This window comes from Fusobacterium sp. (assembly GCF_019012925.1).
In the GTDB taxonomy this organism is placed as follows: domain Bacteria; phylum Fusobacteriota; class Fusobacteriia; order Fusobacteriales; family Fusobacteriaceae; genus Fusobacterium_A.
This window is the reverse complement of record NZ_JAGIRL010000044.1, coordinates 1-13,326: the sequence shown is the minus strand read 5'-3', so window position 1 is coordinate 13,326 and position 13,326 is coordinate 1. Positions and strand designations below refer to the sequence as shown.

General features: G+C 27.1%; 15 protein-coding genes. 14 read left to right on the top strand and 1 reads right to left on the bottom strand.

Annotated features, from left to right (window positions below; translation table 11 throughout):
* The first annotated feature begins 117 nt into the window (after positions 1–117).
* On the top strand, positions 118–555 hold the full coding sequence (locus tag QZ286_RS08005; protein WP_291256438.1) for an ACT domain-containing protein: 438 nt from the start codon (positions 118–120) through the stop codon (positions 553–555).
* A 40-nt stretch (positions 556–595) separates the two neighbouring features.
* Here QZ286_RS08005 and QZ286_RS08000 read toward each other — a convergent pair whose 3' ends face one another.
* Positions 596–748, bottom strand: coding sequence for a hypothetical protein (locus QZ286_RS08000; protein ID WP_291256437.1), 153 nt, complete (start codon positions 746–748; stop codon positions 596–598).
* Between the two features lie 141 nt (positions 749–889).
* Between QZ286_RS08000 and QZ286_RS07995 the strand changes: the two genes are divergently transcribed.
* The 13 genes from QZ286_RS07995 to QZ286_RS07940 all read left to right on the top strand — a co-directional run.
* Positions 890–1,153: a hypothetical protein gene (locus tag QZ286_RS07995; protein ID WP_291256436.1), complete on the top strand. Its 264-nt coding sequence runs from the start codon at positions 890–892 to the stop codon at positions 1,151–1,153.
* Positions 1,150–1,431 carry a type II toxin-antitoxin system RelE/ParE family toxin gene (locus QZ286_RS07990; RefSeq protein ID WP_291256435.1) on the top strand — a complete coding sequence of 94 codons (282 nt, stop codon included), beginning with the start codon at positions 1,150–1,152 and terminating at the stop codon, positions 1,429–1,431. Before QZ286_RS07995 ends, QZ286_RS07990 begins: the two co-directional genes overlap by 4 nt.
* A 129-nt stretch (positions 1,432–1,560) precedes the next feature.
* Positions 1,561–1,857 carry a hypothetical protein gene (locus QZ286_RS07985; protein WP_291256434.1) on the top strand — a complete coding sequence of 99 codons (297 nt, stop codon included), beginning with the start codon at positions 1,561–1,563 and terminating at the stop codon, positions 1,855–1,857.
* A gap of 58 nt (positions 1,858–1,915) precedes the next feature.
* The gene (locus tag QZ286_RS07980; RefSeq protein WP_291256433.1) at positions 1,916–2,962 is read left to right on the top strand and encodes a patatin-like phospholipase family protein; all 1,047 of its coding nucleotides are present in this window, start codon (positions 1,916–1,918) and stop codon (positions 2,960–2,962) included.
* Between the two features lie 207 nt (positions 2,963–3,169).
* A complete protein-coding gene (locus QZ286_RS07975; protein ID WP_291256432.1) occupies positions 3,170–5,317 on the top strand; it encodes a polysaccharide biosynthesis protein in 2,148 nt (715 codons plus the stop codon).
* Between the two features lie 22 nt (positions 5,318–5,339).
* The gene (locus QZ286_RS07970) at positions 5,340–6,608 is read left to right on the top strand and encodes an aminotransferase class V-fold PLP-dependent enzyme (protein WP_291256431.1); all 1,269 of its coding nucleotides are present in this window, start codon (positions 5,340–5,342) and stop codon (positions 6,606–6,608) included.
* An 8-nt stretch (positions 6,609–6,616) separates the two neighbouring features.
* Positions 6,617–7,312 carry a sugar transferase gene (locus QZ286_RS07965; RefSeq protein WP_291256430.1) on the top strand — a complete coding sequence of 232 codons (696 nt, stop codon included), beginning with the start codon at positions 6,617–6,619 and terminating at the stop codon, positions 7,310–7,312.
* A gap of 10 nt (positions 7,313–7,322) precedes the next feature.
* Positions 7,323–8,150: a glycosyltransferase gene (locus tag QZ286_RS07960; protein ID WP_291256429.1), complete on the top strand. Its 828-nt coding sequence runs from the start codon at positions 7,323–7,325 to the stop codon at positions 8,148–8,150.
* A 6-nt stretch (positions 8,151–8,156) separates the two neighbouring features.
* Positions 8,157–9,257 carry a glycosyltransferase gene (locus QZ286_RS07955; RefSeq protein ID WP_291256428.1) on the top strand — a complete coding sequence of 367 codons (1,101 nt, stop codon included), beginning with the start codon at positions 8,157–8,159 and terminating at the stop codon, positions 9,255–9,257.
* A gap of 10 nt (positions 9,258–9,267) precedes the next feature.
* A complete protein-coding gene (locus QZ286_RS10315; RefSeq protein ID WP_367243733.1) occupies positions 9,268–10,257 on the top strand; it encodes an EpsG family protein in 990 nt (329 codons plus the stop codon).
* 31 nt (positions 10,258–10,288) lie between these two features.
* Positions 10,289–11,251, top strand: a complete 963-nt coding sequence (locus tag QZ286_RS07950; RefSeq protein ID WP_291256427.1) for an ATP-grasp fold amidoligase family protein — start codon at positions 10,289–10,291, stop codon at positions 11,249–11,251.
* The gene (locus tag QZ286_RS07945) at positions 11,238–12,518 is read left to right on the top strand and encodes an oligosaccharide flippase family protein (protein WP_291256426.1); all 1,281 of its coding nucleotides are present in this window, start codon (positions 11,238–11,240) and stop codon (positions 12,516–12,518) included. Before QZ286_RS07950 ends, QZ286_RS07945 begins: the two co-directional genes overlap by 14 nt.
* A gap of 3 nt (positions 12,519–12,521) precedes the next feature.
* A partial coding sequence (locus QZ286_RS07940; RefSeq protein WP_291256425.1) for a nucleotide sugar dehydrogenase occupies positions 12,522–13,326 on the top strand: 805 nt, incomplete at its 3' end.

Sequence of the window (13,326 nt, the reverse complement as noted above, 5' to 3'; positions counted from 1 at the left end):
TATAGAGAACAATATATCATAAAGAGAGTTCAAATGCAAGTATTTTTTTATTTTTTGATGGACAAACTTTAGGTTAAAGGATATACTCTAATTAATAATGATGAAGTTGGAGGTAATATGGTAGGAAAATATTTAATAGTTGATAAAAGCATAGTTCCAGAGTATTTTGAGAAAGTAATAGAGGTAAGAAATCTATTGAGAGATGGAAAGTATCAGAATGTAAGTGAGGCTGTAAAAGTAGTTGGTATAAGTAGAAGTACTTACTATAAATATAAAGATTATGTGTTTTTACCTTCAGATGGGAATGTGGGAAGAAAGGCTTTGATCTCAATTATGGTTGAAGATAAAAAGGGAGCTTTGTCAGAGATATTGAATTTTCTATACTCTATGGAGTGTAATATCATAACTATCAACCAGAATATACCTATCAATGATGTAGCTTCTGTGATAATATCATTGGATATTTCAGATATAAAACTAGCTATTGAAGATATTTTAATAAAACTAAAAGATGTTAAGTATGTAGTAGCTTCAAGATTAATAGCTTTGGAATAAATAAATTGGAAAGAGAGATGTGTAGTATCTCTCTTTCTTTTCATATAGTTTTTTCTAATTTTTCAATAGATTTTTTTAATCTTTCTAAATTTTTTTTGGAATAAAATGGGTCAGAATCAATTTCAAAAGGTATTTTTTTCTTGTTAACATTAATACTATCTTTACTTTTTTTATATGCTTTTAATTTTTTCATAATTCACCTTCTTAAAAATTATCTAAAGTCAATATAATATTTTAATTATACTATAGTTTTTTATAAAAAACTATGATATAATCAAAATATAGTAATACAATAATACGGTAATACTGCTAGAAATTAAAGAGGGTGAGAAATATGTCTAAAACAATGAGTTTGAAATTGGAAGAGGATTTATATTTAGATATTAAAAAAGTAGCTGAAATATTTAATATATCTTGTTCTGAGTTTATTAGAAATGCTATAAAAAAAGAGCTTGATATAAAAAAATCTGATTTTATGGTTAGAATGTCTAGTGTTCCTTATTGTGATGAAGAAGAGGAAAGAGAGTTAGTAGAACTTCTAAATGAGCTTAATGATGATGATTTAAAAATTGTTAAAAAGGAAACTATTAAATTATGATAAAGATTACAGAGAATATTTCTTTGGAAGTGACTAAAGTTGCAGATAAATTTTTTTCTAAACATAGAAAAGTTTATGAAAAATTTATTGAAAATATTAAAAATTATTATCATTTTAGCAATCAAAATATTGATATAAAAGCTATGAAGTCTTATAAAGATCTTTACAGAATGAGAATAAATGATTATAGAGTTATTTATAAGCTAGTTAATGGAGAAATAAAAGTAGTTAGTGTTATAGCAGTTGGCTCAAGAGGACAAATATATAATAATTTCTGATTATAAAGTTTTTCCAATAGTTAATAGTAGTTGATATTAATGCTCTGTCTAATAATACTAAAAAATAGTATCATATATATATCCAAAGGGGGCCACCAAGGAATAAAAAAATTAGATGGAGGTAACATTATGTCAGTACAAGTAACAGTTCAAAAAGAAGTTGAGAAAATGAGAAACAGTGTAAAGAGAGAGGCAGCAATTGAGAATGATCTACAAAACTATACAGCAGCATTAAAAGAGATTGGAGATTTAGTAGCAGAGTCAAAACCACTACCAGAGGGAACAAACTTTACAAGCTATGATGAGTGGAAAGCAGATGTAGAGAAAAAAATGAAATCTAAGAATGCTTCACTTGCAACAATTGCTAAGTATAAAGATCTGATAGTAGCCTATGAGTACTATTTAGAGAAAAATCCAGCACAATAGAATCAAAAGAAAAGGGTAGGAGTTAATCCTATCCTTTTTTCTCAAAAGGGGTGGTAAGATGAGAAGGAGTGGACTTAGGATAGGCTTGGCACTATCAGGTGGTGGAATGAGGGCTATAATATTTCATTTGGGAGTGATAAAGTATCTAGCAGAGAAAAAACTATTGGAGAAGATAGAGTATATCTCAACAGTTTCAGGTGGGAGTATATCTGTAGCTTTTATGTATACGAACAATAATATGAGATGGCCAACAAGTGAGGAGTACCTTGTGAGAGTGCTACCAAGTATAAGGAAGATATTGATAAAAGAGGATATAGAGAGAAGGTTGATATTGAGAAGTGTCATAGATATTCTACATATATTTGATAGCAAATCTAAAAAACTTGCTAAGACAATGAAGCTCTTCTGGAGAATAGATGGTAAGTTAGGAGAGTTAGCTCAATCTCCTGTGTGGGATATAAATGCAGTGACCTATGAGAGTGGAAAGAGATTTTTCTTTTCTCAAGAGAGGTGTGGTGATGATCAGTTGGGATATTTCTACGGTGATGATGTAAATATAGCTGATGCCGTTTCAGCTTCATCAGGATTTCCAATCTTGATAGGAATGTACGAACTGAAAAGAGAGAGATATGAGTGGTATGATAGATATGGAGAGAAGAGAGTAGAGCCAAGTAGAGGAAAACTACATCTGTGGGATGGAGGTATCTATGACAATCTGGGATTGGAACCGATATTTGAAAATATATTGAGGGAGAAAAGAGAGTTGAATTATTATATAGTAAGTGATGCAGGTGCAGGGAATAGAGGATTTGTAAACTATGGAAAGAGTATATTTACAAGAACAAAGGCTATTAAAAGATTACTGGATATCTCAATGGAGCAGGTGGATAATCTCAACTCTAAATTCTATAGAGAGTATATAGAGAAAGAGGGGGCAGGTGTATATATAAGAATAGGAAGAAGCTGTGATAGAAAGAGTAGAAATAACTTGAGTGAAAGAGAGTGTAAGTGGGCAGAAAACTATCCAACTAATTTGAGAAAACCAAGTGAAGAGGAGTTTGATAGATTGTTACAACATGGTTATGAAAGTGCTATGAGAGTATAGAAAAGTAAGCTAATTGGAGTTGATCTAATTAGCTTTTTATGTATATGAACACTAATAAAAATAATAATGTTTGACTTTAAGGTCGAAAGAGAGTATTATATAATAAAATATAATGGATGGAGTGACAAAAAATACAGTATATTGGTATATTTTGTCATTTTAATTTCATTATTAAGAAAAGTAGTAAAAATTTTAAAGGGGTTATATATGAAACTACAGATAATTTATTCAGTTTTGTTGTTTGTACTCTATCAAACTATATTTTCATTTAGTGATTTCAGTATGAATACAGCAGCATATGGTCTATTCTTTATTCTATTGCTATTCTATTACTTAACTGATAATTTACAGTTTACAAGAAAGCCAAAATATCACTCTGTTTTTGTAAATACATTAATATTTGTAATATTTCTATTCTTCTACAAGAATATAGAGATATTTACAATTTTTTTAGTATTTTCGATTTTTCAGATGTTGATATATAGAGTATTTAAGAAAGTATCATTTAGAAAAGATGAGAGATATACTCCTCAAATTATAAATAAGAGAAACAGTGTTAAGTTTTTAATAGATAGTGGAAGTATAGTCTTAGGAATGGTTTTGTCATTTATGTTGAAGTATGACTTTGAATGGTATGAGAGAATAAAAAAAGAGTATATTATTACTTACCTTGGAGTATTTTTGATTGGATATATATATAAGAGAATGAGTGAGAAAAGCTGGAGCTATACCAATATCTTAGATGTTTTAAATCTTTTGGTATTAAATGGGATAACTGGAGCTGTTTTCACTATTTTTATGTATATAAATAAGGATCATTCTTATCCAGTTTCAACATTGATAATAACTCTTATTCTATCTGTGTCTTTCCAACTATTAGGAAGATATTTCTTCCGTTTGAAGAGATACTATAGAAACCATCATAAGATGATAGGAGATACTAAGAGAACTTTGATATATGGTGCTGGAGAAGCTGGAGTAGTACTAGCTAGAGAGTTTATGACAAATCCTAAGTTTCCATATGAGATAATTGGATTTATTGATGATGATAGTAAAAAGATTGGAACAGAGATATATAACATTAGAGTATTGGGAAATAAAGACTCTCTAGAGTTAATAATAAAGAATGAAAGAATAGAAGAACTTTTACTAGCTCTGCCTTCAGTACAGAGTAAGGAGATAAGAGAGATAGTAGAGAAGGTACAAGAGATTGGAGATGTAAATATTAAAACAGTACCAAGTATATCTGAAATATTAGATAGTAAATCTCTTGCTACTCAACTTAGAAATATAAGGATAGAGGATCTATTGGGAAGAGATGAGATAGTAATTAATGATGGAAGCATTAGAGGACTGATTGAAGGTAGAGGAATATTTGTAACTGGTGGAGCTGGAAGTATAGGATCAGAACTAGCAAGACAGATAGCAAAATTTAATCCTAAGCAACTTGTAGCTATAGATGTTAATGAAAATGATCTGTATTTCTTAGAGTTGGAGCTAAAGAGAAAATATCCTAACTTAGATTTTGTATCAGAGATATGTAATATTAGAGAGAAAGAGAAGCTAGAATTCCTATTTGATAAGTATAGACCAAACGTGGTATTCCATGCAGCTGCTCATAAACATGTACCTCTTATGGAACATAACCCAGAGGAAGCTATAAAGAATAATATATTTGGAACTAAGAAAGTGGCAGAGTGTGCAGATAAGTATGGAGTAGAAAGAATGGTACTTATCTCTACAGATAAGGCTGTAAATCCTACTAACCTAATGGGAGCAAGTAAAAGAGCTTGTGAACTTGTAATAGAACATATGAATGCTATTGCTAAGAATACTAAGTTTATGGCAGTAAGATTTGGAAATGTGTTGGGAAGTAATGGTTCAGTAATTCCAATATTTAAGAAATTACTAGAGGAAGGAAAGAATCTAACACTTACTCATAAAGATATAACAAGATATTTTATGACTATACCTGAAGCAGCACAACTTGTAATTGAAGCTGGTGCTATAGGTAATGGTGGAGAAATATTTATACTAGATATGGGAAAACCTATAAAAATATATGACCTAGCTAAGACAATGATAAAATTATCTAATGCTGATGTAGGAATAGATATAATTGGACTTAGACCAGGGGAGAAACTATATGAAGAGCTACTATATGATGTAAACTCTGCAATTAAAACAGAGAATAAGAAGATATTTATAACTAAGATAGAGGATGGAAATAGTGTGGATATTACAGAATTCTTTGAAAAATTAGAAGAGTGTACTCATAACCCAAGCATAGAGCATATAAAAGAGGTAATGAAAGAGTTGGTAGTGTCGTATAAGGAAGTTAATTACAAAAATTAAAATATTCAGGAGGAGAAGATAGATGTTTAAGGATGAAGGTAGATTTAAACCATTTGAAAACAAAGTCTGGCTTAGCTCTCCAACTATGCACGGTGAGGAACTTAAGTATATAACAGAAGCTTATGAAACAAACTGGATGTCCACTGTTGGAAAAAATATTAACGAAGTAGAGAGAATGGCTGTTGAAAAGGTAGGTTGTAATTATGCGGTAGCCTTGTCAGCAGGAACAGCAGCTTTACATTTGGCAGTTAAATTAGCAGGAGTAAAACCTGGAGATAAGGTATTCTGTTCAGATATGACTTTTTGTGCAACAGTAAATCCTGTGGTATATGAAGGTGGAATACCAATATATATAGATACAGAGTATGAGACTTGGAATATGGATCCAGTTGCTTTAGAGAAAGCTTTTGAAATTTATCCAGAGGTAAAAGTAGTAGTTGTAGCACACCTATATGGAGTGCCTGGAAAGATAGATGAGATAAAAAAAGTGTGTGATAAATATGGAGCAATAATAATAGAGGATGCAGCAGAATCTTTAGGTGCAAGTTATAAAGGAAAAGAGACAGGAAATTTTGGAGAGTATAACTGTATTAGCTTTAATGGAAATAAGATAATAACAGGATCATCAGGTGGAATGTTACTTACTAATGATAAAGACGCAGCAGAAAAAGTTAGAAAATGGTCAACGCAAGCAAGAGAAAATGCTCCTTGGTACCAACACGAAGAGACTGGTTATAACTATAGAATGAGTAATGTTATTGCAGGAGTAGTAAGAGGACAGTTCCCATACTTAGATGAGCATATAGCACAGAAAAAAGCTATATATGAGAGGTATAAAGAGGGATTTAAAGGATTACCAGTAAAGATGAATCCTTTTGATGAAGAAAATTCAGTACCAAACTATTGGTTGAGTTGTATGTTGATAGATGAAGAAGCTATGTGTAAACAAGTTCGTGGAGAGAGTGAAGTAGCTTATATTAAAGAGGAAGGGAAAACTTGTCCAACTGAAATATTGGAAACATTGGCAAAATATAATGCAGAAGGACGTCCTATTTGGAAACCAATGCATATGCAACCAATCTATAGAATGAATGGATTTGTAACTAGAGAGGGAAATGGTAGAGCAAAAACTAATGCCTATATATCTGGTGGAGCTTTAGGAAAAGATGGAAAACCATTGGATGTAGGAATGGATATATTCCAAAGAGGACTATGCTTACCAAGTGATAATAAGATGACAAAGGAAGAACAAGAGATAATTATAGAGATAATTAGAAGTTGTTTTGAATAGGTGAAGGAATGAAGATATATAAAAACTGTTTAAAAAGGGTAATGGATTTTACACTTTCACTAATAGCAATAATAGTATTTTCACCATTACTTATTATTTTATCAGTAGTAGGATTAATAGCTATGAAAGGGAATCCATTCTTTTGTCAGCCAAGACCAGGGAAAAAAGATTTAAAGACTAATCAAGAAAAAATATTTAAACTTATCAAATTTAGAACTATGTCAAATGCTAAAGATAAAGAAGGAAATCTTTTACCTGATAATGTAAGATTAAATTCTTATGGCAAGTTTTTAAGAAGTACTTCTCTTGATGAGTTACCTTCATTATTAAATATTTTATGTGGAGATTTAAGTATAGTAGGTCCTAGACCACAACTTGTGAGAGATATGGTATTTATGTCGACAGAACAAAGAAAAAGACACAATGTTAGTCCAGGATTAACAGGTTTAGCTCAAATTAATGGAAGAAATAATATTACTTGGGAACAAAAATTTGAATATGACTTAATTTATATAAAAGATATTACCTTTATGAATGATGTAAAGATAATATTTAAAACTATAGAAAAAGTTTTAAAACGTTCAGATGTAGTTAGAGAAGGAACAGTATCTGATATGGATTTTGGAGATTGGCTACTTCAAAATAAGAAAGTAACACAAGAAGAATATGATAAAAAACAAGAAGAAGCAAAAAAACTTTTATAAGAGGAAAAAAATGGAAAAATATAGTGTATTGATGTCTTTATATATAAAAGAAAAGCCAGAATATTTAGATCTAGCAATTAAAAGTATGGTAGAGCAAACCTTGATGCCGGATGAGATTGTTATTGTAAAAGATGGACCAATAACTGATGAGTTACAAGATATTTTAGATAAATATACAAAAAAATATCCGAAATTATTTAACATTGTAGGATATGAAAAAAATAGAGGATTAGGATTAGCACTTAACTTTGGATTAGAACACTGTAGAAATGAATTAGTAGCAAGAATGGATACAGATGATATATCTAAGAAAGATAGATGTAGAAAGCAAATTGAGAGATTTAATATAAAACCAGAATTATCAATAGTAGGAGCATGGGTTGATGAGTTTTATACATCAATAGATAAAATAGAATCTACCAGAGTAGTTCCAATAGAGTTTCAAGATATTTATAAATTTGGAAGAAGAAGGTCAGCATTTAATCATCCTGTTGTAATGTATAGAAAAAGTAAAGTTCTTGAAAATAAAGGTTATAGTGATTTAAAAAGGAATCAAGATGTTGATTTGTTTGGAAGGATGTTATTTTCAGGATGTAAAGCAGAAAATATAGGAGAATCTTTATTATATTTTAGAGCTAATGAAGATTTGGCAAAAAGAAGAAAAAGTTGGGAAAATACCAAGTCATATATTGAGACAATTAAAAAATTTTGGAAAACGGGATATTCAACTTTTGGGGACTATTTAATAGTTATACTAGCACAAATGGTAATGTATTTGCTACCTATAAAAGTACAATATTTAATTTATAAAAGATTTTTAAGAAACACGAGGAGATAATATTAAATGAAAATAATAATTGTTATACCAACTCTTGGAAATGGTGGAGCAGAGAGAGTAGCTACGATTTTAGCAAATAGTTTTTTCCAAAATAATCAAGTTAGTATTTTTCTTATGGAGTCTTCATCTATTGAAAAATATGAAGTTGATAGAAATATAGCTATATTTGAAGCTGGGATAAAAACAGCAAAAAGAAGTAAATTAGAAAAAATTTATAACTATATTTATAATTATAAAAGACAAAGAAAATTATTAAAAAAAACAATAAAAGAAACTACACCAGATATTATTATTTCATTTTTACCTAAAGCAGATTTTTTAGTTTTTTCCATAAAGAAAAGTTTTAAGTGGATTGTATCAGAAAGAAATGATCCAGTGAGAAGAAATTTTTTAGAGAAGTTAATATTGAATATTATTTATAAAAAATCAGATATGCTTATTTGTCAGACTAAAAAAGTTAGCACTTGGTACAAAAATAAAGGAATAAAAAAAACATGTATAATAAAAAATCCAATAATAATACAAAAAAAATCAAGAAAGGAGTATACAGAGAAAAAATTTTTAATATCAATCGGAAGATTAGATAAACAGAAAAATTTTAAAATGTTGATAGAAGCTTTTTTTAAAGCAAAACAACAAAAAAACATAAAAGAAAAATTATACATTATAGGAGAAGGACCGCAACGAAAAGAGTTAGAGTATGAGATAAGAAAAAAAAATATGCAGAGTGAAATAAAATTATTAGGAAGAAAAAAAAATACAAGATATTATTTAGAAAATGCAAAAGCCTTTATATTAAGTTCAGATTATGAAGGACTTCCTAATGTAATGCTAGAGGCAATGGATGCAGAACTTCCAATAATTTCAACAAATTTTTTTTCAGGAGCGGCAACAGAACTAATTGATGAAAAAAATGGGATTATAGTACCAGTTGGAAAAATAGATAAGATGACTGAAGCTATTTGTAAAATAGTTTCCAAAGAAATGGCTGGTAGTTTAAAAAAAATGGGGGAAGTTAGTAAAAAAAGGGTAAGGCAAATGGATTGTAGAATTATATGTTATCAGTGGGAAAAAATGTTGAAAAATATATTAAAAGGAGGATATTAGTAGCTATTAAATGTATTATTCAATTAATTTTTTTGTAATTATAGAATTATTTTTATTCTACTTATGTATAAAAAATAAAAAAAATATATTTATAATAGGAATATTTCTTTTTGCAATTTATTTAGGATTTAGAGATTTTTATATAACAGATACAGTGAATTATATAAGGGAATATCAAACTGGTCATGGAGGATATTTTTCAGAAAAAGGATTTAAATATTTAGGGAAAATTTTATATGAACTTAAATTTTCAACAAGACTATACATAATAACCCTTTCACTTTTAAATATGTTTTTATATTTTATGGGATATAAAATTTTATATAAAGAGAAAGATATGAGAGATCTAGTAATTTGGATATTTATTTTTAATTCAACATTCTTATTTGGAAGTATAAATATCTTAAGGCAATCATTAGCAGGTGGATTTTTACTAATATCTCTTAGTCTTTTAATTAAGAGTGATAAAAGTAAATTATCATTGGCATATTTAATTTTAGGGATAAGTTTTCATACAACTTTAGTATTTTTTTTACCTTTATGGATAGCATTATATTTTAAAATTTATAAGAAGATGAGTTTAAAAATAGAAATAGTAATATATATATTATCATTTATATTAGGAATAATATCAATAAAATTTTTATTAAATATTCCTAAAGTGTATAGGTATTTTTATGAAATTTCAACAAATAAAAGTTTCTATTTAAAGTATATAATTTTATTATTATTTTATATTTTTATGAAATTAAAAAAAAGAGACTTAAATATAAAAAAAATATTATTTGTATTATTTTATATGATAATAATATTGACTTTTTTTCTTAATTTTAAATTATTACCAAGTAGATTAATATACTATTCTAATATTTTCATTCCTATTTTGTTAGGAGATATTTATTTAAGGATAAAACAAAAAAATATATTTTTAATTTTAATCCAAGTTTATCATATATTTGTTTTATTTTATCCTGCTACAAGAAAATTACTAAATATATAATAAGTTGTTTGAAGTTAAGAAAGGAATAAAAATGAAAGAAAAAATTAGAAAAATATTAAAAAAACTAAAGTTAGAATATTTTAGAATGAAATTAAAAGAAAAAATATTTGAATATAAATATTTTAAAAATAAAGAGAAAGAAAAATATATAAAGAAAAAATTTAAAGATAACTTAGGTTATGAAATAGATTTCAATAGAAACCCAGAAACATTTAATCAAAAAATACAATTTAGAAAACTATATGATAATAATCCTTTATACTCAATTTGTGCAGATAAATATAGAGTAAGGGAATATGTCAAAGAAAAAATAGGGGAAGAATACTTAATTCCACTATATTTAGTAACAGATAAATTAACAGAAGAACAATGGGAAAAATTACCAAACTCTTTTGTAGCAAAAGCTAATCATAATAGTGGTCCTGTACAAATAGTAAAAGATAAAAATAAAGTAAATAAAAAAGAGATAATAAAAGAATTAAATAATCAATTGAAAATAGATTATGGAGTTTTGTCCATGGAAAAATATTATAGTGATGTCCCAAGAAAAATAATAGTAGAAAAATTTTTAAAGAATAAAGGAGAAAAAGACTTAAAAGATTATAAGTTTTTTTGCTTTAATGGAGAGGTTAAGTATTGTCAAGTAATAAAAAATAGAACTACAGAAGAAACTATAGATTTTTATGATATGAATTGGCAAAAGCAAAATTTTATAGGTTTAGTAAATCCAATAAATCCTAAAGAAAAGAATTCTGAGTTAGAGGAAAAAATACCTCAGAATTTTGATGAAATGAAAAGGATAGCAAGTAGATTATCTCAAAATTTTGATTTTGTTAGGGTTGATTTATATAATATTGATGGTGAAATTTATTTTGGTGAATTGACTTTTTGTCCTGCGAGTGGTTTTGGAACTTTTATTCCAGAAGAATGGAATTATAAATTTGGAGAGTTATGGAAACAAAAAGAATTAAGGAATAAAAATGAAATTAAATAAGTGTATAAATTTAATTAAAGAAAAACTAGATTTAATTAGGTATATTCTATTCAAGATGTCTGATATGGGATTAGCTTTTTTATTAACTTTAATTATAGTAAAAAAATTAACTAATTATGAATATGGAGTTTATACTTTAATTCTTACGATTTTGGGAATGTTAGTTATATTTGGATTTTCTTGGACTTCTTCAAGTTTAATGTATTTTGGAGTTGAAGAAAAATTAAAGTATGGCTCATTAAATAGAACTTTTTGGTCACGAAATATAATATTAGTTATTTCTTATTCAATAATAGTTATTCTATTTATCTATTTTCAAAATAAAATAAATAACTACTTAACAGAAAAAGTTAGTATATATATTTTTATTTGGATGACAATAAGAATTTTTACTGATTACTTATCTTCTTATTTTTTAGCTATTGAAAAAAGAGAAATTTCAATATTAGTAACTCTTACAACTAAGATTGTGACATTATTTTTACTTTTTATAATAAATATGACATTAAAAAAAATGCTGATTTTTTCAATAGTTGCAGAGTTATCAGGATTAATTTGGCTATTAAAAATAAATAAAAAAGATTTTGGAAAGTTTATATTTGACCAAAAAATATTTAAACAAGTTTTATCATTTGGTTTTTGGCAATTATTTGGTTTTTCAGGTTTATATTTAATAAATTTTGGAGATAATTTAGTAATAAAACATTATTTAGGAGTTGAAAAAGTAGGGATATATAATATTTCATATCAATTATTTATGGGAATGGCTGCATTTTCATATCTTTTTAGTAATTATTTTGCTCCGCAAGTGGTTAAAGCTATAAAAGAAAAAAATATAGATATATTAAACAGTATTTTTAAAAAAGACCGATTTATCTTAGTTGGAATTTTAATTATTCCACATGTGATTGTTATTTTTTTAGCAAAAAAAATTATAATTTCTTTTTATGGAGTATCATATGTTGGGGCTATAATTCCATTAATCATATTGACTATTGAAAGTTTATTAAAATACTTTACTGTATTTAATATTTTAATTTATAATTGCTTTAAAAAATATAGTTTTTTACAAATTATCAATATAATTCAAGCTAGTTTAAATATAGGGTTTGATATTTTATTTGTTCCCAAATTTGGTATTGTAGGTGCAGCATATGCAACTATTCTATCATTTTTAATTGTATCAATTATTGAAACTAGTTATGGAGAATATATTTTAAATAAATTTAAAAAAGAAGTTTTAGAAATAAAAAATATGAAGAGGTGAAAAATGAAAAAAAATATAGTAGTAGCAGGAACAGGATATGTGGGGTTATCAATAGCTGTACTTTTATCTCAACACCATAAAGTTATAGCAGTAGATATTATTCCAGAAAAAGTAGAGATGATAAATAATAGAAAATCACCTATTCAAGATGATTATATTGAAGAGTATTTAGTAACTAAAGAGTTAGATTTGGTAGCAACATTGGATGGAGAAACAGCATATAGAGAAGCTGAATTTGTAATAATCGCAGCACCTACTAATTATGACTCTAAAACAAATTATTTTGATACTTCAGCAGTAGAAAATGTAATAGAAACAGTTTTAAAAGTAAATCCTAATGCAATTATGGTAATAAAATCTACTATTCCAGTAGGATATACAGAATCAGTAAGAAAAAAATATAATACTAAGAATATAATATTTAGTCCAGAGTTTTTAAGAGAATCAAAAGCTTTATATGATAATCTATATCCTTCACGGATTATAGTTTCAACAGATAAAAATGATGAAGAATTAACAAAAAAAGCCTATGAATTTGCTGAATTACTGCAAGAGGGAGCTATTAAAGAGAATATCGAAACACTTATTATGGGATTTACAGAAGCAGAAGCAGTAAAACTATTTTCTAACACATATTTAGCTTTAAGAGTAAGTTATTTTAACGAACTAGATACATATGCAGAGATGAAGGGATTAAATACTCAAGAGATAATAAATGGAGTATGTTTAGATCCAAGAATTGGAATGCACTATAACAATCCTTCATTTGGATATGGTGGATATTGTTTACCTAAAGATACAAAACAAT

Excerpts from the sequence above, each read along its gene's own strand:
- QZ286_RS07975 (WP_291256432.1), top strand. The coding sequence starts at position 3,170 with ATGAAACTACAGATAATTTATTCAGTTTTGTTGTTTGTACTCTATCAA.
- QZ286_RS08005 (WP_291256438.1), top strand. The coding sequence starts at position 118 with ATGGTAGGAAAATATTTAATAGTTGATAAAAGCATAGTTCCAGAGTAT.
- QZ286_RS07965 (WP_291256430.1), top strand. The coding sequence starts at position 6,617 with ATGAAGATATATAAAAACTGTTTAAAAAGGGTAATGGATTTTACACTT.
- QZ286_RS07955 (WP_291256428.1), top strand. The coding sequence starts at position 8,157 with ATGAAAATAATAATTGTTATACCAACTCTTGGAAATGGTGGAGCAGAG.
- QZ286_RS07980 (WP_291256433.1), top strand. The coding sequence starts at position 1,916 with ATGAGAAGGAGTGGACTTAGGATAGGCTTGGCACTATCAGGTGGTGGA.
- QZ286_RS07960 (WP_291256429.1), top strand. The coding sequence starts at position 7,323 with ATGGAAAAATATAGTGTATTGATGTCTTTATATATAAAAGAAAAGCCA.
- QZ286_RS07950 (WP_291256427.1), top strand. The coding sequence starts at position 10,289 with ATGAAAGAAAAAATTAGAAAAATATTAAAAAAACTAAAGTTAGAATAT.
- QZ286_RS07945 (WP_291256426.1), top strand. The coding sequence starts at position 11,238 with ATGAAATTAAATAAGTGTATAAATTTAATTAAAGAAAAACTAGATTTA.
- QZ286_RS08000 (WP_291256437.1), bottom strand. The coding sequence starts at position 748 with ATGAAAAAATTAAAAGCATATAAAAAAAGTAAAGATAGTATTAATGTT.
- QZ286_RS07990 (WP_291256435.1), top strand. The coding sequence starts at position 1,150 with ATGATAAAGATTACAGAGAATATTTCTTTGGAAGTGACTAAAGTTGCA.
- QZ286_RS10315 (WP_367243733.1), top strand. The coding sequence starts at position 9,268 with ATGTATTATTCAATTAATTTTTTTGTAATTATAGAATTATTTTTATTC.
- QZ286_RS07970 (WP_291256431.1), top strand. The coding sequence starts at position 5,340 with ATGTTTAAGGATGAAGGTAGATTTAAACCATTTGAAAACAAAGTCTGG.
- QZ286_RS07985 (WP_291256434.1), top strand. The coding sequence starts at position 1,561 with ATGTCAGTACAAGTAACAGTTCAAAAAGAAGTTGAGAAAATGAGAAAC.
- QZ286_RS07995 (WP_291256436.1), top strand. The coding sequence starts at position 890 with ATGTCTAAAACAATGAGTTTGAAATTGGAAGAGGATTTATATTTAGAT.